The sequence below is a fragment of the Mycobacterium cajalii genome, from assembly GCF_045809005.2.
Lineage (GTDB): Bacteria > Actinomycetota > Actinomycetes > Mycobacteriales > Mycobacteriaceae > Mycobacterium.
This window is the reverse complement of record NZ_CM141436.1, coordinates 4,935,291-4,962,210: the sequence shown is the minus strand read 5'-3', so window position 1 is coordinate 4,962,210 and position 26,920 is coordinate 4,935,291. Positions and strand designations below refer to the sequence as shown.

General features: G+C 67.7%; 26 protein-coding genes and 4 pseudogenes. 16 read left to right on the top strand and 14 right to left on the bottom strand.

The genetic code is table 11. The annotated features are described in order from the left end of the window. Positions 1-42 precede the first annotated feature (42 nt). Genes ACJ512_RS23500 through ACJ512_RS23490 form a run of 3 tightly spaced genes read right to left on the bottom strand, consistent with a single transcriptional unit; the run spans position 43 to position 2,133 of the window. Complete coding sequence (locus ACJ512_RS23500) at positions 43-291, bottom strand: exodeoxyribonuclease VII small subunit (RefSeq protein WP_369737375.1); 249 nt, start codon at positions 289-291, stop codon at positions 43-45. Then, positions 281-1,531, bottom strand: a complete 1,251-nt coding sequence (gene xseA, locus ACJ512_RS23495; RefSeq protein ID WP_407685604.1) for an exodeoxyribonuclease VII large subunit — start codon at positions 1,529-1,531, stop codon at positions 281-283. Before xseA ends, ACJ512_RS23500 begins: the two co-directional genes overlap by 11 nt. After that, on the bottom strand, positions 1,528-2,133 hold the full coding sequence (locus tag ACJ512_RS23490) for a lipid droplet-associated protein (protein ID WP_407685603.1): 606 nt from the start codon (positions 2,131-2,133) through the stop codon (positions 1,528-1,530). Before ACJ512_RS23490 ends, xseA begins: the two co-directional genes overlap by 4 nt. A gap of 100 nt (positions 2,134-2,233) precedes the next feature. On the opposite strand from ACJ512_RS23490, the gene ACJ512_RS23485 reads away from it, so the two are divergent. Beyond that, on the top strand, positions 2,234-3,232 hold the full coding sequence (locus ACJ512_RS23485) for a 4-hydroxy-3-methylbut-2-enyl diphosphate reductase (RefSeq protein WP_407685602.1): 999 nt from the start codon (positions 2,234-2,236) through the stop codon (positions 3,230-3,232). Between the two features lie 6 nt (positions 3,233-3,238). Here the strand turns inward: ACJ512_RS23485 and ACJ512_RS23480 are convergent, their stop codons facing one another. Continuing rightward, positions 3,239-4,432: a DUF6542 domain-containing protein gene (locus ACJ512_RS23480; protein WP_407685601.1), complete on the bottom strand. Its 1,194-nt coding sequence runs from the start codon at positions 4,430-4,432 to the stop codon at positions 3,239-3,241. Between the two features lie 140 nt (positions 4,433-4,572). Here ACJ512_RS23480 and ychF point away from each other — a divergent pair, with 140 nt between their 5' ends. The 6 genes from ychF (at position 4,573) to ACJ512_RS23450 (ending at position 8,921) form a co-directional block, all read left to right on the top strand. After that, on the top strand, positions 4,573-5,646 hold the full coding sequence (gene ychF / locus ACJ512_RS23475) for a redox-regulated ATPase YchF (RefSeq protein ID WP_369737381.1): 1,074 nt from the start codon (positions 4,573-4,575) through the stop codon (positions 5,644-5,646). Positions 5,647-5,733: 87 nt separating this feature from the next. After that, on the top strand, positions 5,734-5,931 hold the full coding sequence (locus ACJ512_RS23470; RefSeq protein WP_144952320.1) for a type II toxin-antitoxin system VapB family antitoxin: 198 nt from the start codon (positions 5,734-5,736) through the stop codon (positions 5,929-5,931). Further along, entirely contained in the window at positions 5,928-6,296 is a 369-nt protein-coding gene (locus ACJ512_RS23465) for a type II toxin-antitoxin system VapC family toxin (RefSeq protein WP_369737382.1), read from the top strand. The genes ACJ512_RS23470 and ACJ512_RS23465 overlap by 4 nt, the downstream gene beginning before the upstream one ends. Positions 6,297-6,896: 600 nt before the next feature. Further along, a complete protein-coding gene (gene ltrA, locus ACJ512_RS23460) occupies positions 6,897-8,270 on the top strand; it encodes a group II intron reverse transcriptase/maturase (RefSeq protein ID WP_407689776.1) in 1,374 nt (457 codons plus the stop codon). 106 nt (positions 8,271-8,376) lie between these two features. Continuing rightward, entirely contained in the window at positions 8,377-8,661 is a 285-nt protein-coding gene (locus ACJ512_RS23455; protein WP_369737383.1) for a type II toxin-antitoxin system Phd/YefM family antitoxin, read from the top strand. Then, complete coding sequence (locus ACJ512_RS23450; RefSeq protein ID WP_407688731.1) at positions 8,658-8,921, top strand: type II toxin-antitoxin system RelE family toxin; 264 nt, start codon at positions 8,658-8,660, stop codon at positions 8,919-8,921. Before ACJ512_RS23455 ends, ACJ512_RS23450 begins: the two co-directional genes overlap by 4 nt. 99 nt (positions 8,922-9,020) lie before the next feature. Here ACJ512_RS23450 and ACJ512_RS23445 read toward each other — a convergent pair whose 3' ends face one another. Further along, positions 9,021-9,410 carry a DUF732 domain-containing protein gene (locus ACJ512_RS23445; protein ID WP_407688732.1) on the bottom strand — a complete coding sequence of 130 codons (390 nt, stop codon included), beginning with the start codon at positions 9,408-9,410 and terminating at the stop codon, positions 9,021-9,023. Positions 9,411-9,617: 207 nt separating this feature from the next. Between ACJ512_RS23445 and ACJ512_RS23440 the strand changes: the two genes are divergently transcribed. After that, positions 9,618-10,016, top strand: coding sequence for a VOC family protein (locus ACJ512_RS23440; protein ID WP_407688733.1), 399 nt, complete (start codon positions 9,618-9,620; stop codon positions 10,014-10,016). A 13-nt stretch (positions 10,017-10,029) separates the two neighbouring features. On the opposite strand, the gene ACJ512_RS23435 is transcribed toward ACJ512_RS23440, so the two are convergent. The 3 genes and pseudogenes from ACJ512_RS23435 to ACJ512_RS23425 all read right to left on the bottom strand — a co-directional run. After that, complete coding sequence (locus ACJ512_RS23435; RefSeq protein ID WP_369737387.1) at positions 10,030-10,854, bottom strand: hypothetical protein; 825 nt, start codon at positions 10,852-10,854, stop codon at positions 10,030-10,032. Further along, entirely contained in the window at positions 10,851-11,459 is a 609-nt protein-coding gene (locus ACJ512_RS23430; protein WP_407688734.1) for a TetR family transcriptional regulator, read from the bottom strand. Before ACJ512_RS23430 ends, ACJ512_RS23435 begins: the two co-directional genes overlap by 4 nt. A 44-nt stretch (positions 11,460-11,503) precedes the next feature. Next, a pseudogene (locus tag ACJ512_RS23425) lies at positions 11,504-11,766 on the bottom strand (hypothetical protein); the annotation flags it as partial. Between the two features lie 210 nt (positions 11,767-11,976). Between ACJ512_RS23425 and ACJ512_RS23420 the strand changes: the two are divergent. Next, positions 11,977-12,462, top strand: coding sequence for a peptidoglycan endopeptidase (locus tag ACJ512_RS23420; protein WP_407688735.1), 486 nt, complete (start codon positions 11,977-11,979; stop codon positions 12,460-12,462). Between the two features lie 326 nt (positions 12,463-12,788). On the opposite strand, the gene ACJ512_RS23415 is transcribed toward ACJ512_RS23420, so the two are convergent. Continuing rightward, complete coding sequence (locus ACJ512_RS23415; RefSeq protein WP_407688736.1) at positions 12,789-13,487, bottom strand: guanylate cyclase; 699 nt, start codon at positions 13,485-13,487, stop codon at positions 12,789-12,791. Positions 13,488-13,690: 203 nt separating this feature from the next. On the opposite strand from ACJ512_RS23415, the pseudogene ACJ512_RS23410 reads away from it, so the two are divergent. Beyond that, a pseudogene (locus ACJ512_RS23410) lies at positions 13,691-13,888 on the top strand (hypothetical protein); the annotation flags it as partial. On the opposite strand, the gene ACJ512_RS23405 reads toward ACJ512_RS23410, so the two are convergent. Then, the gene (locus tag ACJ512_RS23405) at positions 13,852-14,676 is read right to left on the bottom strand and encodes an adenylate/guanylate cyclase domain-containing protein (protein WP_407688737.1); all 825 of its coding nucleotides are present in this window, start codon (positions 14,674-14,676) and stop codon (positions 13,852-13,854) included. The pseudogene ACJ512_RS23410 and the gene ACJ512_RS23405 sit on opposite strands and share 37 nt — an antisense overlap. Positions 14,677-14,806: 130 nt before the next feature. On the opposite strand from ACJ512_RS23405, the gene ACJ512_RS23400 reads away from it, so the two are divergent. Together ACJ512_RS23400 and gnd are read left to right on the top strand one after the other, a co-directional pair. After that, positions 14,807-16,216 carry a glucose-6-phosphate dehydrogenase gene (locus ACJ512_RS23400; RefSeq protein ID WP_407688738.1) on the top strand — a complete coding sequence of 470 codons (1,410 nt, stop codon included), beginning with the start codon at positions 14,807-14,809 and terminating at the stop codon, positions 16,214-16,216. A 13-nt stretch (positions 16,217-16,229) separates the two neighbouring features. Then, on the top strand, positions 16,230-17,252 hold the full coding sequence (gnd, locus tag ACJ512_RS23395) for a phosphogluconate dehydrogenase (NAD(+)-dependent, decarboxylating) (RefSeq protein WP_407688739.1): 1,023 nt from the start codon (positions 16,230-16,232) through the stop codon (positions 17,250-17,252). On the opposite strand, the gene ACJ512_RS23390 is transcribed toward gnd, so the two are convergent. Then, complete coding sequence (locus ACJ512_RS23390) at positions 17,245-18,117, bottom strand: alpha/beta fold hydrolase (RefSeq protein WP_369737395.1); 873 nt, start codon at positions 18,115-18,117, stop codon at positions 17,245-17,247. The two genes, gnd and ACJ512_RS23390, sit on opposite strands and share 8 nt — an antisense overlap. A gap of 504 nt (positions 18,118-18,621) precedes the next feature. On the opposite strand from ACJ512_RS23390, the gene ACJ512_RS23385 reads away from it, so the two are divergent. Both ACJ512_RS23385 and ACJ512_RS23380 read left to right on the top strand, forming a co-directional pair. Next, entirely contained in the window at positions 18,622-19,527 is a 906-nt protein-coding gene (locus ACJ512_RS23385) for an alpha/beta fold hydrolase (RefSeq protein ID WP_407688740.1), read from the top strand. A 4-nt stretch (positions 19,528-19,531) separates the two neighbouring features. Next, positions 19,532-20,773, top strand: coding sequence for a wax ester/triacylglycerol synthase domain-containing protein (locus ACJ512_RS23380; RefSeq protein WP_407688741.1), 1,242 nt, complete (start codon positions 19,532-19,534; stop codon positions 20,771-20,773). A gap of 26 nt (positions 20,774-20,799) precedes the next feature. Here the strand turns inward: ACJ512_RS23380 and ACJ512_RS23375 are convergent, their stop codons facing one another. Together ACJ512_RS23375 and ACJ512_RS23370 are read right to left on the bottom strand one after the other, a co-directional pair. Further along, positions 20,800-21,405 (bottom strand): MarR family transcriptional regulator, encoded by a 606-nt coding sequence (locus tag ACJ512_RS23375; RefSeq protein ID WP_369741473.1) that lies wholly within the window; start codon positions 21,403-21,405, stop codon positions 20,800-20,802. A 504-nt stretch (positions 21,406-21,909) separates the two neighbouring features. Further along, the gene (locus tag ACJ512_RS23370) at positions 21,910-23,529 is read right to left on the bottom strand and encodes a pyruvate, phosphate dikinase (protein ID WP_407688742.1); all 1,620 of its coding nucleotides are present in this window, start codon (positions 23,527-23,529) and stop codon (positions 21,910-21,912) included. A gap of 220 nt (positions 23,530-23,749) precedes the next feature. On the opposite strand from ACJ512_RS23370, the gene ACJ512_RS23365 reads away from it, so the two are divergent. Both ACJ512_RS23365 and ACJ512_RS23360 read left to right on the top strand, forming a co-directional pair. After that, a complete protein-coding gene (locus tag ACJ512_RS23365) occupies positions 23,750-24,259 on the top strand; it encodes a DoxX family protein (RefSeq protein ID WP_369737398.1) in 510 nt (169 codons plus the stop codon). 401 nt (positions 24,260-24,660) lie between these two features. Beyond that, positions 24,661-25,278 (top strand): annotated as a pseudogene (locus ACJ512_RS23360) (MmgE/PrpD family protein); the annotation flags it as partial. A gap of 251 nt (positions 25,279-25,529) precedes the next feature. On the opposite strand, the pseudogene ACJ512_RS23355 reads toward ACJ512_RS23360, so the two are convergent. After that, a pseudogene (locus ACJ512_RS23355) lies at positions 25,530-26,816 on the bottom strand (IS1380 family transposase); the annotation flags it as partial. Positions 26,817-26,920: the final 104 nt, after the last annotated feature.

Here is a 26,920-nt window from a genome sequence, read left to right as displayed (position 1 = left end):
GGGCGAAGCTTAACTGAAACACGTTCCAGTTCGGGCGCGCACTCAGGCGTCGTCGGCCTCGCCGGCGGCGAGCGCGTCCTCGATGCGTTGCCGGGCGCCAGCTAAGTGCTCCTCGCAGCGTTTCGCCAGTTGTTCGCCCCTTTCCCACAGCTGTAGCGACGCGTCGAGGTCCAATCCGCCCTGCTCCAGGAGGCGCACGACCTCGATCAACTCGTCCCGGCAGGCCTCGTAGCCGAGCTCACTAATGGGCGTAATCGGCCGGTCCCCTCTGCTGTCGTCGTCAGGCGCCATCTGTCTGCCCCTCGCTCACCGCGGCCACGGCACCGTTGGCGACCCGTACCCGCAACCGGGTGCCCGCCGGCGCGTCGTCGACCGACCGCAGCACCGCAGCGGGCCCCGCGGCGGTCACCGTCTGCACCACCGCGTAGCCGCGGGCCAGGGTGGCCGCCGGCCCCAGCGTCGTCAGCCGCGCGCGCAGGTGCCCCACGCGCTCCGCCTCGGCCGCGACCAGCCGGGTGATGTCGCGGCGCACCGCCGAACGCGCGCGGTGGACCTCGTCGGCGCGGGCCGTCAGCGCCCCCAACGGCTCGGCCAGCACCGGGCGGCTCCGCAACTGGGTCAGCAGGCGCTGTTCCCGCGACACCCAACTGCGCAGCGCCTGCGCGCTGCGCCGGCGCAACTCGTCGACCAGGCGCTGCTCGGCGGCGGTGTCGGGAACCACCCTCTTGGCCGCGTCGGTGGGGGTGGCGGCGCGCACGTCGGCAACCAGGTCGCACAGCGGGTTGTCGGGCTCGTGGCCGACGGCGCTGATGACCGGCGTGCGGCATGCCGCGATGGCGCGGCACAGCGTCTCGTCGGAGAACGGCAACAGGTCCTCGACGCTGCCGCCGCCGCGGGCCACCACGATCACGTCGACGGCGGCGTCGCGGTCGAGCTCGCCCAGTGCCTCGACGATCTGCGGGACGGCGTTGGGCCCCTGCACGGCGGTGTTGCGCACGGCGAAGCGGACCCCGGGCCAGCGCGCCCGCGCCACCGCGATCACGTCGTGTTCGGCGGCGCTGGCCCGGCCGGTGATCAACCCGACCGTGTTGGGCAGGAAGGGCAGCGGCCGCTTGAGCCGGGGATCGAAAAGCCCTTCGGTATCCAGCAGCCGGCGCAGCCGGTCGATGCGGGCCAGCAGCTCACCGATGCCCACCGCGCGGATCTCGCTGAGCCGCAAGGAAAACGTGCCCCGACCGGTGTAGAAGGACGGTTTGCCGCACACCACCACCTGGGTGCCTTCGGCCAGTTTCACCGGCGCGCCCAGCACCAGGTCGCGCGGGCAGGTCACGGTCAGCGACATGTCGGCGGCCGGGTCGCGCAGCACCATGAACACGGTCTTGGAGTCGGCCCGCAGGTTGACCTGGGCCAGCTGCCCCTCCACCCAGACCGTGCCCAGCCTGTCGATCCAGCCCGCGACACGTACCGCCACCGCGCGAACCGGAAACGGGTTCTCGGCCGAGTTCGCCTGCGGATTCGCCGCTGGTGTCACTTGGCGTTCGCGCGGGTGATCCTGTTGGCGAGCAGCGTCTGGAACGGGGCCCGGGCCTTGGTGGCCTGCTCGTAGGCCAGCAGGGATTCGAGGTCCTCGACGCTCAGCGACGGCAGCCGGGCGCGCAACTGGGCCAGCGTCAGCGTGGCGTACCCGATGTCGGCCGCCACCGCCGGTTCTGGTGCCGCCGCGCCGCCCCCCGGCCGCTTGGACCGCCCGCCGGCCTTGCCCGGCGTGTCGGCAAGCCCGCCCTCGGCGGCCTCGGTCACCGAGTACAGCGCGAATCGCCCCTCGGTCAGGCGATCGGTGCCGCCCTCACCCGCACCGGGCGCTGCGGGCGTCGCGGCGGTCTCGGGCACGTCCTCGTCGAACGTCGCCCACTCCGGCTTCTCCTCCTTCGGCGGAAAGATCGACTCCAGCGTGCTGTCGCCCTTGATCACGAGCTCGGCCAGGTTCTGCTGAAAGCGCATCACGACTTGGGCGGCCTGGCTGGCCAGCGTCATCGGGTACATCAGGATGGTCTTCGGCAGCCTGATCGTTTCCTCGACGCAGACCGTCGCCGCGCCGACCAGCAGCCGAACCCCATACGGTGCAGGAGACATGGGTCCAAGACTGCCTCAACCGGCGGCCAACGCCAAGCCCGGCGCCGCGGCGCGGCGCCGCCGTGTGCCCTTCCGGCCGCCGAAACGTACCCTGAGTGTCATGCCACCGACTGTCGACATGGGGATTCCCGGTGCCTCCACGACCGGGCGATCGGGAGCCGACGACCCGACCCGCAAGCGGGTGCTCCTGGCGGAGCCGCGCGGCTACTGCGCTGGTGTCGACCGGGCCATCGAGACCGTCGAACGGGCGCTGGAACGGCACGGCGCGCCCGTCTACGTGCGGCACGAGATCGTGCACAACCGGCACGTGGTCGAGACCCTGCAGCAGGCCGGCGCGGTGTTCGTCGAGGAAACAGACGAGGTTCCCGAGGGCGCCATCGTGGTGTTCTCCGCGCACGGGGTCGCGCCGACGGTGTATGCCGCGGCCGCCGAACGGAACCTGCAGACCATCGACGCCACCTGCCCGCTGGTGACCAAGGTGCACAACGAGGCCAGGCGCTTCGCCCGCGACGACTACGACATCCTGCTGATCGGCCACGAGGGCCACGAGGAGGTCATCGGCACCGCCGGGGAGGCGCCCGAGCACGTGCAGCTGGTCGACGGCGTTGCCGCGGCCGACAACGTGACCGTGCGCGACGAGGACAAGGTCGTCTGGCTGTCCCAGACCACCCTGTCGGTGGACGAGACCATGGAGATCGTCGAGCGGCTGCGGCAGCGTTTCCCGAAGCTGCAGGATCCGCCCAGCGACGACATCTGCTACGCCACCCAGAACCGGCAGGTGGCGGTCAAGGCGATGGCTCCCAAGTGCGAGCTGGTGATCGTCGTGGGGTCCCGCAACTCGTCGAATTCGGTGCGGCTGGTCGAGGTTGCCCTGGGCGGCGGCGCGGGAGCCGCTCACCTGGTCGACTGGGCCGACGACATCGACCCGGCGTGGCTGGAGGGCGTCACGACGGTGGGTGTCACCTCGGGTGCATCGGTCCCGGAGGTGCTGGTGCGCGGGGTGCTCGAGCGGCTCGCCGACAATGGCTTCGACGTGGTCCAGCCGGTGACGACCGCCCAGGAAACCCTGGTGTTCGCCCTGCCCAGGGAGATCCGCTAGGAACAGCTAGGCGTCGTGCTCCCAGGATTCGGCCGGGAACCGGCCGTTCGAGCGGGATCGCGGACGGTACTGGCCCCGCGGCTCGGCCCTCGACTCGTCCACCGGTGCTGTCGCGCGGTAGCGGACCTGCGATATCGGGTGGTGCGTGGATTCGGCGCCGTTGGTGGCGCGGCGCCGCTTCGGTTCGCCGGCCGGCTCGTGGCGGCGGTCGTAGCGCTCATGGGTGTCGTAGCGGCCGTAACGCTCGGACGCCCCCGGCAGGTCATACCTGTCGTAGCCGTCGAAGCGGCTGCTGCGCGGCGCCGGCCGTTCGTAGGGGCTGCGACGGGGGCGGGGCTCCCTGGGCGGCAGCTGGCCGCGCGGGTCCGAGTCGGGCTCAGGGCGCGGGCGGCGCCGCGAGCGACGGGGAGGCTGCGCGGCGTCGTAATCGCGCGCCGGAGCCGCGCCCCGGCGGCTTGACCGCCGCGGCCGCTCGGCCGTCGCTCCCCGCTCGTCGTCGAGTGGCTGTCGGGCGTGCCGGGAACGGCCGCGGGTGGTGCGTGTCGTCGTTCGGGTGCCGCGCGCCGACCGCCGGCGGGCGGTCGAGGCGGTGGTTCCCGCGCGGCTCCGGCGCGCGCCGGAGGAGCGGGACTCGTCGGCGTCTTCGCCGTCGGCCCTGGGCCGCAGCAGCGCGTGCAGCCGGGCGGCGATGTCCTTGACAACGGAGTGCGCGGCCGGTGCCGAGGCGTCGGCGTCGTCGGCGTTGCCGGCCTTGTCGGCCGCGATCAGCCGGTGCGACATTCCGAAGTACCACCGGAGCAGCCCGATCAGCAGGACGCCGCCGGCGGTGCCCAGCATCAGCGGGAACCGCTCGATCAGCGGGTAGCCGCAGTTGATCAGCAGGTCTTTGAGGTGGCCGATCTTGCCCCCGTGGAACAGCCAGTAGGCGCCCGGCACCGCGCAGAACAGGATCAGCGGCGGCTGGATGACGGCGGTGAACAGGCCCTCTTGCCGCACGGCCAGCACCGCGGCCACACACCCGGCGATGTAGAAGCCGGCGAAGACGTGGGTCAGCTCCTTGTGGCCGGCGTCGATTCCGTAGCCGACGGCGGTCGCGGTGACGGCGATGAGCAGGGCCGTCCACCAGGGCACACCTGGGATGTTGGGGTGGACCGAGCGATGGGCGGTCTCCACCGCCGACCTTGCCCGCTGTGCTGACACACGTAGACCGTACCGGCAATGACCCCAAAGGCGCGTATATAGCGGGCCGTCGCGCGGGCGTGCCCTCTTTCCTCACCTTTTCTTCCACCGGTGAATCCGCGGCGGGTCGGCGCCGCCGCGGAGCCTAGACTTGGTTCCCTGTGAGCCTGAGCCTGGGAATCGTGGGTCTGCCCAATGTCGGCAAGTCGACGCTGTTCAACGCGCTGACCCGCAACAACGTGGTGGCGGCCAACTATCCGTTCGCGACCATCGAACCGAACGAGGGCGTCGTTGCGCTGCCCGATCCGCGGCTGGACAAGCTGGCGGAGATGTTCTCCTCCGAGCGCGTCGTGGCGGCGCCGGTCACCTTCGTCGACATCGCCGGTCTGGTCAAGGGAGCGTCGGAGGGGGCCGGGCTGGGCAACAAGTTCCTGGCCCACATCCGCGAGTGCGACGCCATCTGCCAGGTGGTGCGCGTGTTCGCCGACGACGACGTGACCCACGTCGCCGGGGCGGTAGATCCCAAGTCCGACATCGAGGTGGTCGAGACCGAGCTGATCCTGGCGGACCTGCAGACGCTCGAGCGCGCCGTGCCGAGGCTGGAGAAGGAAGCCCGTAACAACAAGGAGCGTAAGCCTCTCTACGAGGCGGCGCTGAGCGCCCAGCAGGTGCTCGACGGCGGCAAGACGCTGTTCGGCGCGGGTGTGGACGGTTCGGTGCTGCGCGAGCTCAACCTGTTGACCACCAAGCCGTTCCTCTACGTCTTCAACGCCGACGAGTCGGTGCTTACCGACGCCGCGCGCGTCGCCGAGTTGCGCGCGCTCGTCGCGCCCGCCGACGCGGTGTTCCTCGACGCGGCGATCGAGGCCGAGCTGAACGAACTCGACGACGAGTCGGCCGCCGAGCTGCTGGAGTCGATCGGGCAGACCGAGCGCGGCCTCGACGCGCTGGCCCGCGCCGGTTTCCACACGCTCAAGCTGCAGACCTTCCTGACCGCGGGGCCCAAGGAGGCCCGGGCGTGGGTGATCCACCAGGGCGACACCGCGCCCAAGGCCGCCGGGGTGATCCACACCGACTTCGAGAAGGGCTTCATCAAAGCCGAGATCGTCTCCTACGACGACCTGATGGCCGCCGGCTCGATGGCAGCGGCCAAGGCGGCCGGCAAGGTGCGCATGGAGGGCAAGGACTACGTGATGGCCGACGGCGACGTGGTCGAGTTCCGGTTCAACGTGTAGAGCGCGGGGTGCGGCTCAACGTCTTGGTGGTGACACCGGAAATCGTGGCAGCATGATATGCATCAATGATGCGCGTAGGGGTGTGCTGTGAGGACAACCGTCACAATCGACGATGATTTACTGGCCAAGGCTGCCGAGTTGACCGGCGTGCATGAAAACGTCGCGCTGCTGCGCCAAGGGTTGCAGACGCTGATCCGAGTGGAAAGCGCTCGCCGTCTTGCCGCGCTCGGCGGAACGGATCGCGAGGCGACGGCCGGTCCCCGGCGGCGTGGTGTGACTGAATGATCCTGGTCGACACCGCAGTGTGGATCGATCACCTCCACGCGGCGGAGTCGAGACTGGTCGAGTTGCTGGAGGCCGATGGAGTCGGCTGTCACCCGTTGGTCATCGAGGAAATCGCGCTCGGGTCGATCTCGCAGCGGGATGTGGTGCTCGACCTGCTCGCGAATCTGCGCCAGTTCCCGACTGTCCACCACTACGAAATCCTCCACTTCACTGATCGACGCGCGCTCTGGGGGCGTGGCCTGAGTGCAGTCGACGTTCATCTCATGGCGGCGGTCACCATGGTCGGAGGGGCGCGGCTCTGGACGAGAGACAGGCGGTTGAAGGCCGCGTCGGCCGATGTGGGCGTCGCGTTGTTCGATGCTTGACGTTATTCGGCGACGCGGCGTGATCGAGTTCCGGTTCACCGTGTAGCCGCCGGCAGACCGGGACGAACCGCGCGATCAAGCTAGAATTCTGTACATGGTGCGTCCTAGAAGCTGGATCAGGCTTGCGGGTGTAAGTCCCGTCCCGGTAGGCACCGGAGCGCCGGGTAGCAGGCCCCGGTTCGTCGTTGAGAGGCGGCGGGCTAAGCGGGGTGTCGAGAGCCTCTTTGGAGGGAGCAAGTGCGCGGGCCGTAGTGCCGCTAGGCGCGAGTCCTGCAGCCTCGTCAAATGTACAACGGAGGAGCCGAGCCGCTCATGTCACGGCGAAGGCCTATGTCCGTCGAGCCCCGGTCCGGGGTTAGCTCGGCGGGTCCTTCCGGGGTATGGGGAGCGGCACGTGCACACAGTCTGGTTCGGAAGGGGAGAGACCCGTCTGCCTGGCCTGCGTCAGGCAAAGACCAAGGGTATAAGCCGATGGTGAAATCCTTTGGAGGGCAGCGGGAGTCCGAGGGGGTCGTAGTACCGCTGATCGGCGTGAGAGACACGCCGGGAGGGAAGGGCCCCTGCTTTGATCACGCGCGCGAAGCGGGTAAGCATCAGGGCATGACCGAGGTGACTCGGTCCAATTACCCCGGCAAGCCATCGCTTGCTGTAGCCGACGACGAGCCGTTGGTGGCCTCGCCGGTGAAAGTGCAACAACTGCAACGGGTGCTATGGGCTGCGGCCAAGCAGTCTGAGGGTCGGCGTTTCCACGCTCTGTATGACCGTGTCTACAGGGGTGACGTCCTGTGGGAGGCGTGGGAGCGGGTGCGTAAGAACAAAGGTGCGGCCGGGGTGGATCGGATCACCGTGGCTGCGGTGGAGGACTACGGCGTGGACCGCATGTTGCGCGAGTTGCGTCGTGACCTTCGCGAGGGTGTGTATCTTCCCGCGCCAGCCAGGCGTGTGGAGATTCCGAAACCACGAGGTGGTAAGCGGCCGTTGGGGATTCCCACGGTGCGAGATCGGGTGGTCCAGGCGGCGGCCAAGATCGTGTTGGAACCGATTTTCGAGGCGGACTTTTTGTCGTGCTCGTTCGGGTTTCGGCCGAGGCGGTCGGCGGTGATGGCCAAGGAACGCTTGCGGACCGGGTTCATCGAGGGCCAGGTGTTTGTGGTCGAGTTCGATATCGCTAATTTCTTCGGCGAGATTGACCACGACCGGCTGCTCACGCAGGTGGGTAGGCGGGTCTCGGATCGGCGGGTGCTCAAACTGCTGCGGTTGTGGCTGCAAGCAGGAGTGATGGTCGAGGGGGTGACCCAGCGGACGGTCGCGGGCACCCCGCAGGGCGGGGTGATCTCGCCGCTGTTGGCCAATATCTTTCTGCATGTGCTCGACACCGAACTCGCTGCCCGTGGGGTGGGTGAGTTGGTGCGTTACGCCGATGACGGTGTGGTGTTGTGCCGCACGGCGGAACAGGCCGAGCATGCTTTGGCGGCGGTGGGAGAGATCCTGGCGTCGTTGGGGTTGCGGCTGCATCCGGAGAAGACGAAGGTGGTCGATCTGCGGGCAGGGCGTGAGGGCCTGGACTTTCTGGGCTGTCATTTCCGCGCCCGCATGTCGGGACGGTTGTGGGAGCAGAAGCGGGTCATCCGCTACTACTTGCACCGCTGGCCCAGTCAAACGGCTATGGCCCGGTTACGGGCCAAGGTGCGCGACCGCACCGGCCGCAACCGGGTCGGTCTCGATATCCGTGACGTGATCGCGGAGTTGACGCTGATTCTGCGCGGCTGGGGCAACTACTTTCGTACCGGCAATGCCGCCGTTAAGTTCCGCCAGATCGACCGGTACGTGTGTTGGCGGTTGTTTCGCTTGATGGTTAGAAAGCGGGGCCGCAATCTGCGTGCTGGACAAGCTGAGCAGTGGACCGAAGAGTGGTTTAACGGGCACGGCCTGCACCGGCTTCGTGGCACCATCCGTTACCCGAAAGCTGCGTAACCATGTCTAGAAGATCATCGGTAAGCCGTGTGCGGGAAAACCGCACGCACGGATTGAAAGGGGGAAGGGGAAACGGGCTCAACGAGCACCGCGCCCCCGACTACCAATGACAACGCTGCCGCTCGCCGAGGTACGGGCAAACCTGTCCAGGCTCGTCGAGGAAGCGGTGCGCACGCACCAGCGGATCGAGGTGACTCGACAGGGACGCCGGGCCGCGGTGATCCTCAGTGCGGATGACTTCGACTCGATCATGGAGACCTTGGCGATCCTCAGCGATCAGGAACTCATGCGCGATGTCCGGGAGGCCGAAGCCGAGGCTGAAAACGGTGACATCTTCTCGCTCGAGGAGGTAACAGCGGAGATGCGCGCCGCTGGTCGGCTGCCGCGGTGAGCTACCGCATCGAATTGACGAAGACCGCGAAAAGGGCGCTGCTCGAGTTGTTGCCCGAAGCGGTCGCCGTCGCCTGCTGGGAGTTCATCAGAGGCCCGCTGGCCGAGAATCCCCATCAGGTGGGTAAGCCGCTTCGCGACCGGCTGGAGGGCCGGTTCTCGGCGCGGCGAGGCGAATTTCGGTTGCTCTACCAGGTTTTCGACGACAGAGTCGTCGTCCGGGTGATCCACATCGCGCATCGCCGCGACGTCTACCGATGACGCGACGTGGTCGAGTTCCGGTTCACGTGTAGAGCGGGCGCGTCCAGCGTGGGGGACGTTCGTGCGCGGGGCCGGCAGTCGTCGGGGAGTGCTGAGCGCTCACGCCGATTCGACTTTCGGTTCCGGGGGCGCCGACGGAGCCGGGCTGGGGGCGTTGGGGCCCCTCTTGGGGAGGGCGGGGACGGCGAGGGAGCCGTACTGGGGGCAATAGGCCTGGATCGCGGCCCCCGTGAAGTAGGCGGCGTTGAGCGCTGGCCAGTGGGTGGCGTCGGTGACCTTGGTGACCAGGTCCGCGTTGCTGGTGTCGGGGTTGCTGCCGAGGGTGGCGCAGACGACGGACTTGGCGACCTGGATGGCTTTCTCGGGTGCGCCGTAATTCATGCCGGAGGTGTTGAGGTTGGCGATGAATGCGTCGTCGGTGGCGTCCGCACGGGCCGGCGCGGCGAATCCGAGGGAAACGACCAGCAACGCGATGGCTCGTACCACCATGACACCCTCCTCGAGTCGAATTCCGCGGCGTCCGGTGGCTGGCACTGGGGAGTAACGACGTGATCTCCGAAGATTTTAGCTGCCACCGCGCGCGCCCGGCGGCGAGTTTCGCGTGATCGAGAAGGAGTCCCGTTGTCGGAGGGTCTGCCTAGCATCGTCGCCCGAGCGCTGCAGGAGGCGGCGCGCCGAGTTCCCGCAGGAGGCCGCATGAAATTCGTTTCGACCCGCATCATCACCGCCGACGTGCAGCGGCTCGTCGCCTTCTACGAGATGGTCACCGAAACCGCCGCCGTTTGGGCAAACGAACTGTTCGCCGAGGTTCCGACGCCGGTCGGCACGTTGGCCATCGGAAGCGACAGGACCGTACCCATGTTCGGGGCCGGATCGGCCCAACCGGCCGCCAACCGAAGCGTGATCATCGAGTTCATCGTCGAGGATGTGGACGCCGAGTGGGAGCGGCTGCGTGGGCATGTCGGTGGGGCCGTGACCGAGCCGACGACGATGCCGTGGGGCAACCGGGCTTTGCTGTTCCGCGACCCGGACGGAAACCTGGTCAACCTGTTCGCCCCGGTGACGGACGAGGCTCGCGTCAAGTTCGGCGCGTGAGCACCCGGCACCCCTAGGGGTGAGTCACCAGGTACGTCTCGTTGCCCAGTCCTGCGGTGAGTTCGTCGACCTTGAAGGGCCGGTCGAGCCGTGCGTGCAAAGCCTTCGGATCGACCAGCAGGCTGATTTCAGCGGTTTGGCGGGCGAACAGTCGCCCGATGAACGGGTAGATCCGACGCATCAATGCCCGCTCCGCGGAGCTGCAACGTGATGCGCAGTAACCGACGTGGCCGATCTCGTCGGTGAGGATCTCGCTGTAGAGCAGTTCGATGCGCGCGGCGACAGCGGGTTCGTCGGCGAACAATTCGGCGCCGACGCGGCGCAGTTCGTCGAACATGACGCAGCCGGCCATCTCGGCGGCTCCGACGAACGTGAAGTTGAGCCGGTCGGGCATGAACACGGCCGCCTTGACGAACTGTCGCATCACGAAAGGCGGGGGGACAACCTGGAACGTCAGGTCGAACACGTCCAGGACGTATGCCAGCAGCCGGGTGTGATAATGCTCTTCCAGTTCGAGATAGACGTTCTCGGGCGGCAGGTTCTCGTCACTGTTGCGGCCGTAGGTCTCGCCGAGTCCCACGCCGAAGCGTTCGGCCTGATTGAGTTTGGCAGTGGCCAGCAGGAACAGCATTTTCCTGTCCAGGCCGGGTTCGGGCCGGCGGCGGCGCAGGTTGCGAAGAAAGGTCTGCCGGTCAGCGGGGTGGGCCGAGCGGACGGGGTTCGCTTCGATGTCGTCGAAGAATTGCTCTCGATTCGCCAGGCGCCTGTTGAGGAGGTCGGCGTCGCCGTCACGCCGGGCCAGGAATTCCCGGTAGCCCTGAATGCCCGTGCCGTTCATCGCTTCTCCATTCCTTTGACGATCGTTGTCACGTAACGGCTCAACGGCGCGGCGTCGTGCGCTCCGGTGGACAGCAGCGCGAACAGGCCGGTGAGGAAGAACGTGGCGAGTTCCCCGGCGTCGGCGGCCGGTGCGACTTGTCCGGCGTCTTGCGCGTGCCGGATCGCGCGCACCAGGAACTGTGCGAGCGGGTGCTGTTCCATTTCGTCTTCGAGCGGACGCGTCGAGGAGAAATGCAGTCCCAGCATGTCGCTGAAGACGACCGCGCCCAGCCGTTCTCGGGCCTCGAGCACGTGCCGCACCAGTTGCGAAAGCACCGACGCCAGATCGCCCTCGGCGCGGTCGAGTTCGCCGGCGATGCGGGTCTCCTCGTCGCGTTCGATCTCGATGAGGACGTGCTCTTTCGTCGGGAAGTGGAAGTAGAACGTCCCCCGCACGACACCGGCCGCGGCGGCGATGGCGCTGACGTCGGCGCCGCCCAGTCCGCGCCGCGCGATCTCGGCCAGCGCGGCGTGCAGCAGGCGGGCTCGCGTCTCGAGCCGTCGGGCTTCCCGCACGCCGCGGCTCGGCGATTCGGCGACGGCGGACGGTCGTGGCGACCCCATGAAGGCACATTACGACCGTCGTTGACGGACGTCAATGACGGCCGTCAATGAATGCGATTAGGCGTGGTGGCCGCCGTCGACAAGAACTTCAACGACGCTCGCAAGCTCGCGCCGATCGGCTGCTGGCTCTCGGCAGTCTGCGGGTGCACTACCCGGCCGACCGCCCGGCGGATGCCGGGTGGCCCTCGAGCCGGAAGAAGTCGCCGACCCGACCGGCGCGGTAGCGCAGCGGTGACCCGACGAACTCGCCCAGCACCGCCTCGCTACCGAGAGCCAGCGCCGTCGTCGCCGCCCCCACCAGTTGCGCCTGAGCAACTCGAGGGCAAATCCGCAGAGGTCTTGACTCGTCGACGCTGCAACCATGTGGCAACTCCCGGGGGAGGGGTGAATCGGCGGGAAATGCAAGTTTGTCAGCCGCGATTTGCTGAATGTGAGACGAAAGCCATTATCCACCACGCGAATGACCTGCGCCACAAATTTTGGCGCGCAATGAATGTAATTGCTAGCGTGCCTGCCCATGGTAGTTCTTGCCACGTTGATATCTCTTGTCAATCAGGTTTCCGGGACACCCTATATTTCAGGTGGGGATTCTCCGGCGGGTACCGACTGTTCCGGGTTGGCATCCTGGATCGCGAATGCGGCAGCCGATCGGCCGGTCTTCGGGAATCGCTTCGACACCGGTAACGAGGAAGCCGCATTGTTGGCGCGCGGATTTCACTATGGGACTGCCCCCGACGCCGTGGTGATCGGCTGGAACAGTGGCCACACCGCCGTGACGCTGCCCGACGGCACCGCGGTGTCCAGTGGTGAGCGCGGTGGGGTGCATGTAGGTGGCCAGGGCGCTTACCAGTCCGGATTCACCCATCACATGTTTTTGCCCATTCCTCCGGACGACGCGGGGACGCCGCCCCCGCCGCCCGACGCACCGGCCGTTCCGGTCGATGACGCGGCTCCGGATATGGTCGCTCCACCGCCTGAGGAATCACCGCCACCCGGACCCTGAATTTCGAATTCATAAGCGCGTATCAATGGCCGTGATTTCAGGATCCTGCGGACGATTGACACCGTGCCAGGGAATACGGACAGCCGACTGCGCAACGCCAATGCTTCGATATGCTCACGTTCCGGTCAAGTTTAGAAAACAATTTGCTATTCCGGCCACACCCGAATATCGATTGATGCGCGGGCGTGCCGCCTGGCCGAGGGCTGCGCGACGACGCTGCCGACAGCATGCAGGTCGCCGGGTGGGCTGTGCCCGTCGCCAGCACCACAAGTGCCAGCAGTGCGCGGCCGGCCGACTCGGTGCGCGCAGGAGGCCGGTTGGCTTTCCTAGTCAGTGGTGACGGCTCGGCCGAGGCTGACCGCGATCTCGTCGCCGAGTCGATAGCCGGCTGCCAACGGCAGGGTGTCACCGCTCCAAAACGAGCCCGGATCAAACCAATTCGCCTTCTTGTCCGTGACGAGCAGACCCATTTCCTCGTAGGTGATCGCCACCGTCTCCGCGCAGTAGGCGGTCTCCAGGCCGACGTGTTGGCGCGCTTTGCGTCGTTGCGTTGACTCTCGAACCTTGCGGTCCGCCCACGGGATCCCCCGCACCCAGTCGGCGGCGGTCGGGAGCCGCCCCCGCAACCACCGGCCGGTCAGCCGGGCGGTCGTCGGGAATGCGGTGCCGTCCATTCGCGCGATGACGCGCAGCAGTTTGTCCTCCTGCTCGCGGCTGGCGTATGGCGTGAGCTGACGCAGCCAACAGCGTTGGCGGTAGCGCTGTGTCCACTGCTCGACGGCCTGTTTCAGGTCATTGAGCTGAACGCCGCGGTGGTTGGTGCCCGTCCACATGTCGACCAGCCTGTCGCCAAGTTCGGCATGCCAGATCAGGGGCGGTAGGTCGTCGATGGCGACAGTCATGCCGACGTGGTTGACCGGGCTGTTGGTCAGGGTCTGGATCGCCCGGTCGGGTCGTGAACCGCCGCGGAACAACCAGATGTCGCCGGTCCGGGTTTCATGGAGTGCCCAATCCAGTGTCAGCATGGTCGCGTTATCCCGTTCGTGGCCGAAACCGCCGGACAGATCACCGATGCCCCCGGTCCACGGGCAGATTGCAGGCATTGTGTGCCGATGACGGCGATCTTCTCGCGCGAGGTGTGTCCATTGGCTCTCGGGGCCGATGCCGTTGCCGTGTCTGGTGGTCGATGGGCAAACAAGTTAACCACGACCGGCGATAGCCTGGGCGCATGCGCAGCGTCTGGAAGTGGGTCGGGTTGGCTGGTGCCGCCGGCGTGGTCGCCGGGGGAGCGCTGGTCGCGCGCGATCAACGCAGGCGACGCGCCTACACCGCCGACGAGGTGCGGGCGCGTCTGCACCAGCGACTGGCCGAATCCGAGGCGGAGGGTGGTCAATCCGAGACGTCCGCTTGTACGGCGAACAGGCGGAAAGTCCCCGAAAATCCCTTCAATTCGACGTCGCGGCCGTCGTCGAACCCGATGCCCTGACAGTCGGGGCGGCCGTCGACGGCGTCGCGCACCTTTTCGCTGACCAGGATCTCCCCGCCGACGGCCTGGGCCGCGACTCGCGCCGCCATGGCGACGTTGCGCCCGAACAGGTCGTCACCGCGACGCACGGAGCGTCCCATGTGGATGCCGATCCGAACGCGAATCGCATCGTGGTGCTTGCGTTTTGACGCTGTGCACAACGCGCGTTGCACGTCGACGCCACACCGCACCGCGTTTTCGGGGCGCGAGAAGGCGATCATGAACCCGTCGCCCTGGCTCTTGACCACATGCCCGGAGTGCCGTCGCACGAGGCCTGAGACGAGTTTGTCGTGCGCGCTGATGAGCTTGACCCACGCCCGGTCGCCGATGCGCTCGTTGAGCGCGGTGGATTCCTCGATGTCGGAGAACAGGATCACCACCCGGCCGTCCGGGGTGACGCGCGCCAGGTCGGGCCGCTCGACCTCGGCCCAATCGGCGAGGTCCTCGATCGAGCTGCGCAGTGCGCCGCCGAAGCCCTCCTTGTTGATCAGGTTTGCGGTTTGCCACACGGTCTTGACGGCCTCGCGGCCGCTCGACAGCAGCCAACCTCGCGTATCGGTTCGGTCCCGCAGTTCCTCGATCTCGCGGCGACTTCGGTACAGCAGCCGCCCCAGGACGACCAGCGCAACGGCTTCGGCTACGGCAAATCCGGCCAGCACGCAGGCGGCGATGGGCAGCACGTTAGCCACATCAGCATCCTCCCAAAAGCCGTCGCGGCTCCGGTTTGTCGGGTCCCGGCATAGTGTCTAGTGTTGATCCCGGCCGTCGTGGGTAATGCTTGTCAAGTAAGCCGCGCAGGTGACTTTCGGGAGGTGCGGCTTGGCCGACGGTGACGATATCCCCTCTGACCTGCTCGTCATTTTCGGAATCACCGGGGATCTGGCCCGCAAGATGACGTTTCGGGCGTTGTACCGGATCGAGCGCCGAAACCTGCTCGACTGCCCGATCATCGGTGTGGCCAGCGACGATATCTCGGTGGACCAGTTGGTCGAGCGGGCGCGGGACGCCATCAAGGCGTCCGGCGAGGATTTCGACGCGGGGGTGTTCGACCGCCTGGCGGGCCGGTTCTCCTACCTGCACGGCGACGTCGTCGACGGGAAGCTCTACACGCGGCTGGCCGATCAGATCGGCGCGGACCGCCGTGTGCTCTTCTACCTGGAGATGCCGCCGGCGTTGTTCGCGCCGATCGTCGAGAACCTCGCCAAGGTGAACCTCCTGGAGAACGCTCGCGTCGCCGTGGAGAAGCCGTTCGGTCACGATCTGGCCTCCGCGCGCGACCTCAACGCCCGGCTGCGTGCGGTGCTCGACGAGGACCAGATCCTGCGGGTCGACCACTTCCTGGGCAAGCAACCCGTCGAGGAGCTGCAGTACCTGCGCTTTGCCAACAAGAGTCTGGCCAAGCTGTGGGACCGCGAGAGCATCTCGGAGATCCACGTCACTATGGCCGAGGACTTCGGCGTCGCGGACCGCGGCAAGTTCTACGACGCGGTGGGCGCGCTGCGCGACGTGGTCCAAAACCATCTGCTGCAGGTGCTCGCGCTGGTCGCCATGGGGCCCCCGGTCGGGCCCTCCGCCGACGACCTCAACGACAAGAAGGCGGAGGTGTTTCGCGCCATGCCGGCCCTGGACCCGCAACTTTGCGTGCGGGGCCAGTACCGGGGTTACACCGACGTACCCGGAGTGGCCAAGAATTCGCGCACCGAGACCTACATCGCGCTGCGCACCGAGATCGACAACTGGCGCTGGGCCGGGGTGCCCATCTTCTTGCGTGCCGGTAAGGCGCTGCCGGAAAGGGTCACCGAGGTGCGGATGTTCTTGCACCACGTGCCCGGTTACTCCTTCCTTCCCAACCGCCGGCCGCCGGCTCCCAACCAGATCGTGCTGCGTATCGACCCCGACCCGGGGCTGCGGCTGCAGCTGTCCGCACAGGTTGGCAGCTCGTGGCAGGACGTTCACCTGGACTCGTCGTTCGCCGTGGACCTCGGTGAGGCCGTGCGCCCCTACGAGCGTTTGCTGTATGCCGGGTTGACTGGCGACCGCGAGCTTTTCGCCAGGGAAGACGCGATCGAAGAAACGTGGCGCATCGTGCAGCCGCTACTCGACAAGCCGGGCCGGATCCACCTCTACGACCAGGGTTCCTGGGGGCCCGAGGCCGCACACACGCTGCTTCGCGGTCACCGTAATTGGCAATCGCCGTGGCTTCCTCGCGGCGCGAACGCGGCACAGTAAGGAGACAGCAGCAATGCAGCTGGGGATGATCGGACTGGGCCGCATGGGCGCCAACATCGTGCGCCGCCTCGTCGCCGACGGCCACGAATGCGTGGTCTACGACCACAACGCCGACGCGGTCAAAGCCATGGCCGGTGAGGACAACACGACCGGGGTGTCCTCGGTCAAAGAGCTCGCCGAGAAGCTGAGCGCCCCGCGTGTCGTCTGGGTGATGGTGCCGGCCGGAACCATCACCACCGGAGTCATCGAGGAGCTGGCCAAGACGCTGGACTCCGGCGACATCGTGATCGACGGCGGCAACTCCTACTACCGGGACGACATCCGCCACGCGAAAACCTTGTCCGAGAGCGGAATTCGGCTGCTCGACTGCGGGACCAGCGGCGGCGTGTGGGGCCGCGAGCGCGGCTACTGCCTGATGATCGGCGGGGACCGGGAGGCGTTCGACCACGCCGAGCCGATCTTCGCCACCGTGGCTCCCGGGGTCGGGGCGGCGGAACGCACACCGGGCCGTGACGGCGAGATTGCGCAATCGGAGAGGGGTTACCTGCATTGCGGGCCGTCCGGGGCCGGACACTTCGTCAAGATGGTGCACAACGGCATCGAGTACGGGATGATGGCCTCGCTGGCCGAGGGGCTTAACGTCCTGCGCAACGCCGACATCGGCAAGCACGTGCAGCAGGGTGACGCCGAAACCGCGCCGCTGTCGAATCCCGAGTTCTACCAATATGACTTGGACATCGCCGAGGTCGCCGAGGTCTGGCGCCGCGGCAGCGTCATCGGGTCCTGGTTGCTGGACCTGACCGCGATCGCGCTGCACGAGTCGCCGAGCCTCGAGGAGTTCTCCGGGCGCGTCTCCGATTCGGGGGAAGGCCGGTGGACCTCGATCGCGGCGATCGACGAAGGCGTTCCGACACCGGTGCTCACGACCGCGCTGCAGTCCCGTTTCGCCTCACGTCACCTCGACGACTTCGCCAACAAGGCCCTGTCGGCGATGCGCAAGCAGTTCGGCGGACACGCGGAAAAACCCGCTAACTGAGCGGTCGCCGCCGGACGAACGTCACCACGGCCTCGCTGAACGCGTCATTGTCGTCGCCGGCGGCGGTGTGCCCCGCGTTGGACAGTTCGACGAATTCCGCCTGCGGCACCGTCGTCAGGAAGTGTTGGACGCCTTCGGGACTGACGACGTCGGACAGTTTCCCGCGAATCAACAGAATCGGAATCGTCAGGTTCGTCGCGGCGTGCTCGAATTTCTCGGTGCGCAGTTCGGGGTCGTCACCGGGCTTGGTCATGAACGCGGGGTCCCAGTGCCAATACCAGCGACCGTCGCGCAGGCGCAGGTTTTTCTTCAGACCCTCCGGGTTGCGCGGTTTGGTGCGGTAGGGCAGGTATTCGGCGACGGCATCGGCCGCCTGATCCAGCGTGTCGAACCCGTCGAGGTTGCCCATCATGAAGTCGCGGATGCGGGCGCTTCCACCCTTCTCGAATCGGGGTACCACGTCGACCAGAACCAGTTGGGTGACCCGGTCGGGGCCGGCGCGGTGAGCGGCGAGAATCCCCGTCAACCCACCCATGCTGGCCCCGATGATCGTCACCGGGCGGCCGATCGCGTCGAGGACGTGCATGACGTCGGCGGTCAACGTCTCGACCGCATAATCGGCTTCGGGGGCGCGATCGCTGTCACCGTGGCCACGGGCGTCGAGGGCGACGACGTGGAATCCGCCGTCGGCCAGAACCTGGCCGGTGTTCTTCCAGGAGAACCGATTCTGGCCACCGCCGTGCAGCATGAGGATGGTCGGGTGATCGGACGCGGCGGCGCCGCGGTTCCATTCGTCGGCGACCAGGCTGATCCCGTCGACACCGGAAAACTCGACGGTCTGGGGGTTGCTGCTCGCGGCGTTCATGCCCTGACGTTACCCAGGCGGCTTGAGCAGCCCGAGCAGGGGCCACGGCAAAAGCCGGCGCGGCCACGTGCATTCTGACCGCGCCGGTCGAGTGTGACGCGAGGTGCTCGCTTTGGGCCGGTTTGAGCGTTGCGGTGCAACGCTATTGGTGGACGCGCCTGGGCTGCGGCCATCTGGCGTGGGTTCCGGGCTTGGCCGGCGGGCGTCCCGTTGGTGTCGTTCCTGTTCAGCGCCGAGAACAAGACGAGACCGACCATTATCGGGACCGGTGGCGGCAAGCGGAGGCAGGCGGACAAACAACCGCGGCAGTCTCTGCCGCGGTTGGCCTTTGGCGGGAAAGGGTGGAGGCCGGTGCGCTTCGGACGCACACGGGCTAGGTTGGTCCGTGCGGATACGCCGAACAGGGAGTGAACATGGCGGACGAGGCTGAGGGAGTGCGCGAGCGGGCCACGCGAATCGCCGGCGAGGGTCGGGTGACGGCCCGAGCCGACAGGGCGGCCCGCGATGACTGAACCGGGCTGGATCGACGTACCGGGCCCCGGTGCCGACCTCAAGGCGCTGACCTGGGGCCCGCCCGACGCCCCCATCGCGCTGTGCCTGCACGGCTTCCCCGACACCCCCTACGGCTGGCGCAAAATCGCTCCCCGGCTGGCCAGCTCGGGCTGGCGTGTCGTCGCGCCGTTCATGCGGGGGTACGCGCCCTCCTCGCTCCCCGCCGACGGCAGCTTCCACATCGGTGCGCTGATGGACGACGCGCTGCGCGTGCGTTCGGCGGCGGGCGGTACCGATCGCGACGTGGTGATCGGCCACGACTGGGGCGCCATCGCCGCCACCGGACTGGCCGCGATGCCCGACAGCCCGTTCACCAAGGCCGTGATCATGTCGGTCCCGCCCTCGGCGGCGCTGCGCCGCCCGGGCGGGGTGGCCGAGCGGGGCCGGCTGGCTCGCCAGCTGCCGCGTCAGCTGTTGCGCAGCTGGTACATCTTCTATTTTCAGTTGCCTTGGCTGCCCGAGCGTTCCGCCTCCTGGGTGTTGCCGTTGCTGTGGCGGCGATGGTCGCCCGGCTACAACCCCAACGAGGACCTGCGCCACGTCGACGCCGCGATCGGTACACCGGAGAGCTGGCGCGCGGCGCTGGGGACGTACCGGGCCACGATCCGCAACACCGCGCCGCCGGCCCGGTATGCCGAGTTGCACCGGCTGTGGACCGAGGCGCCCGTGCTGCCCTGCCTGTACCTGCATGGCCGCGACGACGGGTGCATGACACCGGCTTTCACCCAGTGGGTGGAGAAGGCGCTGCCCCCCGGCAGCGAGGTCGACATCGTCGAACACGCCGGACATTTCCTGCAGCTCGAACAGCCGGAGAAGGTTGCCGGCCTGGTGCTCGGGTTTATCGGCTCGCCCGGCTGAGCCGATGCCGTCCCAGCGGATGACGGCCGTGGATGCGCAGTGCTACTGGATGTCGGCCAAGATCCCGAACGACCAGTTCCTGCTGTATGCGTTCGACGGCGAGCCCGCGGACCTGGTGCACGCCGTCGAACGGGTGTGCCGACGGGCGCGCGCCTGCCCGGACTTGGCGACGCGGATCCAGGACCGGAATCCGCTGACTTATCCGCGGTGGGTGCCGGCGGCCGTGGACGCACGTTGGGTGGTCCGCCACGACCTGCCCGACGGCTGCTGGGCCGATTGTCTGGCGGCCGTTGCCGGACTCGCCGATGCCCAGCTGGACGTTCGTCTGATGCCCTGGCGGCTGCACGTGTTCACGCCGGTCTTCGGCATCCCCGGTGTCGCCGGCACGGGAACGGTCGCGGTATTGCAGGTCGCGCACGCGTTGGCCGACGGCGCCCGCGCCGCGGCGATGGCGGCCTGGCTTTTCGGCCGGGACGTTCCGGTGCCCGGGGTGGCGCGGCCCGCGGCGGCCTGCTTTCCCTGGCGGGTCGTCGACGCGGCCCGCACCCATCGGCGGTTGCTCCGCGATACCCGCGCCGGGCTCCTCGCACCCGGGGCCGGTCCGCGCCCGTTGCAGCGCACCAACGCCTATCGGGGTGGCGCCCGCTCGGTGCGCACGTTGGTGCGACACCGCTCGCAACTGCCCGGTCCCACGGTAACGGTCGGCGTGCTGGGGGCGGTGTCCACGGCGTTGTCCGATCTCCTCGGCGGCACGGCCGATTCGCTGGGGGCCGAAGTGCCTATGACCAAAGCGGGTGCCCCACAAGCACACAACCACTTCGGCAACGTCGTCGTGGGTCTGTACCCGAACCTGGGCCGCGATGCCCGCGCCGAACGGATCGCGTCCGACCTGGCCAACGGCCGGCGTCGCCTCGCCCACTCGGCCGCCCGCAGCGCCGACCGGGCGATCGCCGCGCTGCCCCCGCCGCTGCTGCGGTGGGGCGTGGCGCAGTTCGACCCCGGCGTGCGACCTTCGCAGGTGGCCGGCAACACAGTCGTCTCCAGCGTGCATCGCGGGGCTGCCGACCTGAGTTTCGGGGGCGCCAGGGTGGTGCTGACGGCCGGCTATCCCGCGTTGTCGCCCGCGATGGGCCTGACCCACGGAGTGCACGGCATCGGCGACACCATCGCGATCAGCGTGCATGCGGCGGAGTCGGCCGTCGAGGACATCGACGCCTACGTGCGACTGCTCGACGCGGCGCTGTAGCAGTTCGCCCGATGTTTCGGAAGCAGCTATTGGGCGTAGCCGGCGCGTGCCTCGCCTTCGCGGGTGAGGCCGGCAGCGAGGATCAATTCCTCGTGCAATTCGAACCACACGGTGTGGTATGAGTCGATGAGCGGCTGTGTCAGCCAGGTGGTCTGTCCCGACTGCACCTTGGCCAACGCCGCGGCCAGTTTGTCCGAATAGGCGGCGAGCCGGGGGACTTCGGCTGCGACGGCCGTGGCAATCGGCATCACTCGCTCGTGCACATCGGCGAGCCGAGCCAAGACCGCGGAGTCGTATTCCCCATCATCGTGGGCGTTCGGCTCACCGTTTCTGAGCTGCCAGTCCGTCACCAGAGCTTTGAAATCGGCATTGACACTGCGGAAATCGTGGTAGGCGGCCTCGACGGCAGCGTGGTTTGCTTTCCGTCGTTCCGCTGCGAGCAGCTCGCCGAGTCGGGTGCGCCCGTCCGGCAAAAGCTGAAGAGCCTTGCCCTCGGCGAGGTAGCCCGCTCTCGTTGCCACCCCGACCGCCTCGGCCACCGCGGCTGGGTCTTCGTTGATGGTGGCAGCGATCTCGGCTGCGCCGAGTCTGCCCTTGAGGCGAACTGCCTGGAGCACTTTCAGCTCGATCATCATCGAATCCTTCCGCCGATCCGTCGATCGCCACCGGGAGGAGAGTCCTCGGTCACAGGGCCGATCGTCGTGACCGACGCTAATTGCTTCAGATGCATTGCAAGCACCGATCATAGTCAGGACCGTTGCCGGACCAGGCTTGTCGCCTCGCTGACCGGCGGAGGAGGCGATAGGCGTATCTCGTCGGCCAGTCAAATCCGCTGCTGGAATGCCACGTTGGTTCATGGATGGGATGCGGTTAGCAGCGGTCCGGTCTCGTCGGTACCCGGATATGCATGACGACGTTGTGATGGCCGCGTACGATCCCGCAACCGGCGCTATGTCGGGCCGGACGGCACGGTATCGAAAGACCTATCTGGTCGGGCGATCGAGCAGGGAGCAGACATGGCAGCAGATGCTGACGCCCCCATGGCGAAACAAGCGGCACCGAATCCGGGGGCATTTCGGCGGAGCCCGAGCCGTCAGAGCCTGTGGCGTCGTCGTCCGCCCCGGGGAGCCGGTCCCTCATCGCCCCGCGATTTCGCGCGCCTGCAGACGCGCGGCGATCAGCATGGTGACCAGCGGATGCGGCGAGACAACGTCGGTCAGGCCCGCGTCCAAAGCGGCGTGGACGCCTGCTTCGGTGTTGTCGTCGATCGCCGGGTGATCCCCGGCAGCGTGCGCGACCAGCGGGCTGTGCCGGCGTGCGATCGTTGCGAGCTCAGCCAGGTCAGGGGTGTTGTCCTCGGACCACGCCGTCAGTTCGAGGGTGCCCTCGCGGACTTCGCCCTCGGCGCCGTCGATCGTGATCTGCTTGCCGGCCAGAGCCCGGGTGATTCCGGTCCCGCACCCGACGACCGAGGGCCGATGCAGTTCGCGCGACACCACAGCCGCGTGACTGGTCGCGCCGCCCGTTTCGGTGACGATGCCCCGCGCCGCCATCATGCCGCGAATGTCGTCGGGACTGGTGCAGGGGCGCACCAGGATCACGTCCTTGCCGGCCTCGGCCGCGTCGATCGCCTCGTCGACGTCTTCGTAGGCCGTGCCAGACGCAACTCCGGGGCAGGCGGGCAGGCCCTTAGCCAGAAGCGGTGCAGCCAAACGGGTCTCGGGTTGTAGCGAGGGCCGCAACAGCGTCTCGAGCTGCGCAGGGTCGATGCGGCGCAGCGTTTCTAGATCGTCGATCAAGCCCTCGGTGCGCAGCGCCAACGCCAAGCGCACCGCGGCCTGCGCCGACCGCATGGCCACCCGGGTCTGCAACAGCCACAGCTTGCCCTGTTCGACGGTGAACTCGATGTCCTGCACATCGGCGGCGATGCGCTCGAGCGTGCCGGCGGCTCTGAGTAATTCTTCGTAGATCGCCGGTTGCTCGTCGCGCAGCGCGGTCACCGGCTGCACGTCGAAGGTGCCGGAGACGACGTCCTCGCCCTGACCGTTAGGCAGCCATTCGCCGAATGGTTCGCCTGCGCCGGTCAGCGGGTTTCGCGAGAACAACACTCCGCTACCCGATTTCGGATCGACGTTGCCGAAGACCATGGCTTGCACTACCACGGCCGTGCCACCGACCTCACTGAACCCGCGGTGCTTTCGGTAGGCGACGGCGCGGGGTACATTCCAGGATCTGAAGACCGCACCGATGGCGCCGTCCAACTGGGCGAAGGGGTCGTCAGGTACCTCGCTGTCGGCGCCAGCGAGGACGATGCGCCGATACATGTGGCGGAAGCGCCGGCGGGTGTCGACGGCGAACTCGGGGCTATGCAGCTCGGCGAGGGCCGACTCGACGGCGTCGTCGATGCCCAGGTCGAGCACGGTGTCCAACATGCCGGGCATGGACAGGGCTGCGCCGCTGCGGACGCTCACCAACAACGGCCGCGGGCCGGCCCCGAAGGTCCGCGAGGTCTCCGCTTCCAGCCGGCACAGCTGGGCGCGTACGTCGTCGCGAATGGCGTCGGCGGTCGAGTCGGGTTCGTCGAAGTAGCGCGCACACACCTCTGTGGTGATGCAGAACGCCGGGGGCACGGGTAGGCCCTCGCGCCGCATGACGTTGATGCCGTAGCCCTTGTCGCCGAGGATATCTCGCGGCAGGGCTGCCGTGCCGTCGAGGGAGACGACGGGCGGATGCTCAAACGGCGTAGCACCGTCCATTCCTGCCCACTCCTTCCGGCCGACCACAAGTCGTCCGCTTATCGTTTCACGAGTCCGATGTCGGAGGTGGCAACGTGCGAATGGCCGCGGGGAGCGCCTCGTCAAGACGGCGGGGTTTCAGCACGGTGTGTCGCCGCCCATGCGGTCGTCGCCGAATCGCCCGGCTCAATCTCCCGGCGCTCCTGTCAACCGAGCGACCAAATGCTCTAGGTTTGCACCTATGACTCCCTACTACGTCGGCTTACTGATCCTGCGGCTGGTGTTGGGCGTGACAATGGCCGCGCACGGCTACAACAAGTTCTTCGGCGGTGGCCGCATCCCCGGCACCGCGCGCTGGTTCGAAAGCATCGGCATGAAGCCCGGTAAGTTCCACGCCACCGTGGCCGCGACCACCGAGATGGCCGCCGGGTTGGGCCTGGCCGCGGGGCTGTTGACGCCGATTCCCGCGGCGGGCTTCGTGTCGCTGATGTTCGTCGCTGCCTGGACCGTACACCGCGCCAACGGCTTCTTCATCGTCAAGGAGGGCTGGGAGTACAACCTGGTCCTGGCCGTCAGCGCGGTCGCGGTCGCCACGCTGGGGGCGGGCAGGCTGAGCCTGGACTGGCTGATCTTCGGCAAGAACTGGTTCGACGGTTGGCAGGGCCTGCTGATCTCCGTGGTGCTCGGCCTGGCCGGAGCGTTCGGTCAGTTGCTGATCTTCTACCGCCCGCCGGCGAAACAGGCGGGCTGACGGCTCGCCGTCCCGCAAGCTTTCCGGCCACTCGCGGCCGCGCGCTAGCGCAGCACCGCGGATAGGCCTAACGTTGCTGGTTATGGCCGCTTTGCGGCAGACCTGCTGGTTGTGCGGCAGCGAGTTCTATGGTCGTGCCGACGCACGGTACTGCTGTAATGCGTGCCGCCAGAAGGCCCACCGCAGCCGCGCCCTTGCGGCGCGGCGCACCTTCACGCGATCTGAGGTCGCCACCACGATCCGGAGCGCACGAGAAGCCCGCGAGCAGGCCCCCGCCCTGCGCGAACAATCGGCGGCGAGACACGCCAATTCGTATGCGGCGCCCACCCGGAGCGGCTCGGCGCCATCCGACGGCTAGCAACCACACCGCCGCCGGGTGGTCGGGTGGCTAGTGTCGGGTTGTGTTGATGCATGCGGTACGGGCGCGGCGCAGCGCCGAGGAGTTCCCGCGCGCCGATCACCTGGCGGCCAGGATCGCCGACGTCGCGACCGACCCGGTCCCGGTCGAGCCGGACGTCGCGGCGATGGTGGCAAACCGGATCATCGACAACGCCGCGGTCAGCGCCGCGGCGGTGCTGCGCCGGCCGGTGACCGTGGCCCGCCGGCAGGCGCTGGCCCATCGCGTCGCGCACGGGGCGGCCGTGTTCGGCGTGGACGGCGCCTACTCGGCCGACTGGGCGGCATGGGCCAACGGGGTTGCGGTGCGCGAGTTGGACTTTCACGACACCTTTCTGGCCGCCGAGTATGCCCACCCGGGCGACAACATTCCCCCGCTGGTGGCCGTTGCGCAGCAACTCGGCGTGTGCGGTGCCGACCTGATCCGCGGTGTGGCCACCGCCTACGAAATCCACATCGACCTGGCGCGCGGAATCTGCTTGCACGAGCACAAGATCGACCATGTCGCCCATCTGGGGCCCGCGGTGGCGGCGGGGATCGGGGCCATGCTGCGGCTGGACACCGAAACCATCTATCAGGCGATCGGGCAGGCCGTGCACCTGACCACTAGTCCTCAAATAAGCGTGTCGGCGTCGGCGGGTTCCCAGGATTCTTCGGGATGTCGTTTCCGGTCGGCGGTGGGCGGCTTTGTTGGGCGGTGACGGTTGTCATCGGGTGTGTGAGCGGTCCTGGATTGGCTGGATTATCGCTGCTGCGTGGGTTTGTCGGGTGTGTGGACATGCGGGGACGATGCGCGGTGTTTCGGTTCGGGCGAAGAGGGCGAGTGTCGTGGGCGGGCGCGGCAGGGCCCGAAGGTCGGTTCAGGGTGCAGACGTCAGCCAAAGCGAGTGCGTTCAATGGTGGTGTAGGCGCTGAGGAATCGGTCCAGGCTGGGGTGGTAGCCGATGATCCGCACGGTGATGGCGCGGGCGTGGCGGATGATCATGGCGGGGATGAGGATCGCCTGGGTGGTGAAGCGGCGGAACTCCATGGTGATCCACTCGCGGCGGTCGGCTTTGCGGTGCAGCATCATGGCGAACCAGGACTTGATGTTCCAGGCCAGGGCGGCGATGACCATGTAGGCCCAGTTGGATACCAGGTCATAGAGCGGCACCCGTAACGCGTTGACACCGTTTTTGAGCTGCTCGATGACGTTTTCCTGGTCGCAGCGGTCGTTGGCGCAGGCCACGACCTGTGCGGGGGTCAAGTCGGTGCGGGTGGTGATGTAGAAGAAGTAGCGGATCTCCTCGATGAGGGCCGCCTCGCCGCGGGACTTGCTGATGTTCTTGCGCAGCGCGATCACCCGGTAGGGTCGGCGGCATTTGCCGGGCTGGTAGCTGAACTCGGCGACGTGCTCGCAGGTGAGTTCCAGGTTGACGTAGCCGCGTTCGGCGACGATGCGCCGCTTGTGGTTGGGCTCGCGCCGGCGCCGCTGCCCAGTCCGCGCCGGCTCGGGGTCGGGCCGGCGCAGCGGTGTCCAGTCAGCCTCGGTCAGCGCCTCGGCGCGCGAGCGCAGCGCGGTGTTGCAGTCCATGCCGAACACGAAATCGACCCGCTGGGCCCAGTCGTCGAAGTGCGCGGTCAACGAGAAGTCGGTGTCCCCGCGCACACATACTCGCTGGGCGTGCGGGGCGACCAGGTCGATCGCCTTGTCGATCCAGGCCGCCGCGCCGGCGTGGCTGGGCGCGTTGCCCGGCCGGTTGACCAGGTAGAGCACCTCCTTGGTGTTGGCCAGCGACACGATCAGCGGCGCATACCCCCAGATGCCCTTATAGGACATATCCATTCCGGCCTTGTGCTGCCCGTAGGTGGGGGCGATGGTGCCGTCGACGTCGAGGTAGGCGACCGGGCCGAGCAGCTCACGACCCCGGTGCGCCCACAGCTGCGGGCGCACCGCGTTGATCGCCTCCATCAACGTCGCCACGTCGGCCCGGCTGAACCGGCGACAGAAATCACCGGCCGTGGTCGGGTCCGGGATCAACTGCGCGCCCAAGGCGTTCATATAGGCGCTGTCGTGGCGCAGCCGCTCGATGTCTTCGAGCCGAGTGCCCCCGCACGCCACGTTGTAGGCCAGGTTGAGCACGTGGTCGGATTCGTGATAGGGCAGGTGCGGGCGTGTCATTCCATCTGTGTAAGTCCGGGGTGGTCCATCATCGGACCGCCGTTGGGCGGACAGAAGGAGTGTTTTGTGACCAAGACCATGCAGATGCCGGCTGAGGAGACGAC

Bases quoted from the DNA above. Each gene is read 5' to 3' on its own strand.
- ACJ512_RS23390 (WP_369737395.1), bottom strand. From the start codon at position 18,117: ATGAACGCCGCGAGCAGCAACCCCCAGACCGTCGAGTTTTCCGGTGTC.
- ACJ512_RS23380 (WP_407688741.1), top strand. From the start codon at position 19,532: ATGCCGTCCCAGCGGATGACGGCCGTGGATGCGCAGTGCTACTGGATG.
- ACJ512_RS23385 (WP_407688740.1), top strand. From the start codon at position 18,622: ATGACTGAACCGGGCTGGATCGACGTACCGGGCCCCGGTGCCGACCTC.
- ACJ512_RS23445 (WP_407688732.1), bottom strand. From the start codon at position 9,410: ATGGTGGTACGAGCCATCGCGTTGCTGGTCGTTTCCCTCGGATTCGCC.
- ACJ512_RS23485 (WP_407685602.1), top strand. From the start codon at position 2,234: ATGCCACCGACTGTCGACATGGGGATTCCCGGTGCCTCCACGACCGGG.
- ACJ512_RS23435 (WP_369737387.1), bottom strand. From the start codon at position 10,854: ATGAACGGCACGGGCATTCAGGGCTACCGGGAATTCCTGGCCCGGCGT.
- ltrA (WP_407689776.1), top strand. From the start codon at position 6,897: ATGACCGAGGTGACTCGGTCCAATTACCCCGGCAAGCCATCGCTTGCT.
- ACJ512_RS23465 (WP_369737382.1), top strand. From the start codon at position 5,928: ATGATCCTGGTCGACACCGCAGTGTGGATCGATCACCTCCACGCGGCG.
- ACJ512_RS23365 (WP_369737398.1), top strand. From the start codon at position 23,750: ATGACTCCCTACTACGTCGGCTTACTGATCCTGCGGCTGGTGTTGGGC.
- ACJ512_RS23420 (WP_407688735.1), top strand. From the start codon at position 11,977: ATGGTAGTTCTTGCCACGTTGATATCTCTTGTCAATCAGGTTTCCGGG.
- ACJ512_RS23490 (WP_407685603.1), bottom strand. From the start codon at position 2,133: ATGTCTCCTGCACCGTATGGGGTTCGGCTGCTGGTCGGCGCGGCGACG.
- gnd (WP_407688739.1), top strand. From the start codon at position 16,230: ATGCAGCTGGGGATGATCGGACTGGGCCGCATGGGCGCCAACATCGTG.
- ACJ512_RS23370 (WP_407688742.1), bottom strand. From the start codon at position 23,529: ATGGACGGTGCTACGCCGTTTGAGCATCCGCCCGTCGTCTCCCTCGAC.
- ACJ512_RS23415 (WP_407688736.1), bottom strand. From the start codon at position 13,487: ATGCTGACACTGGATTGGGCACTCCATGAAACCCGGACCGGCGACATC.
- ACJ512_RS23500 (WP_369737375.1), bottom strand. From the start codon at position 291: ATGGCGCCTGACGACGACAGCAGAGGGGACCGGCCGATTACGCCCATT.
- ACJ512_RS23455 (WP_369737383.1), top strand. From the start codon at position 8,377: ATGACAACGCTGCCGCTCGCCGAGGTACGGGCAAACCTGTCCAGGCTC.
- ACJ512_RS23375 (WP_369741473.1), bottom strand. From the start codon at position 21,405: ATGATCGAGCTGAAAGTGCTCCAGGCAGTTCGCCTCAAGGGCAGACTC.
- ACJ512_RS23440 (WP_407688733.1), top strand. From the start codon at position 9,618: ATGAAATTCGTTTCGACCCGCATCATCACCGCCGACGTGCAGCGGCTC.
- ACJ512_RS23430 (WP_407688734.1), bottom strand. From the start codon at position 11,459: ATGGGGTCGCCACGACCGTCCGCCGTCGCCGAATCGCCGAGCCGCGGC.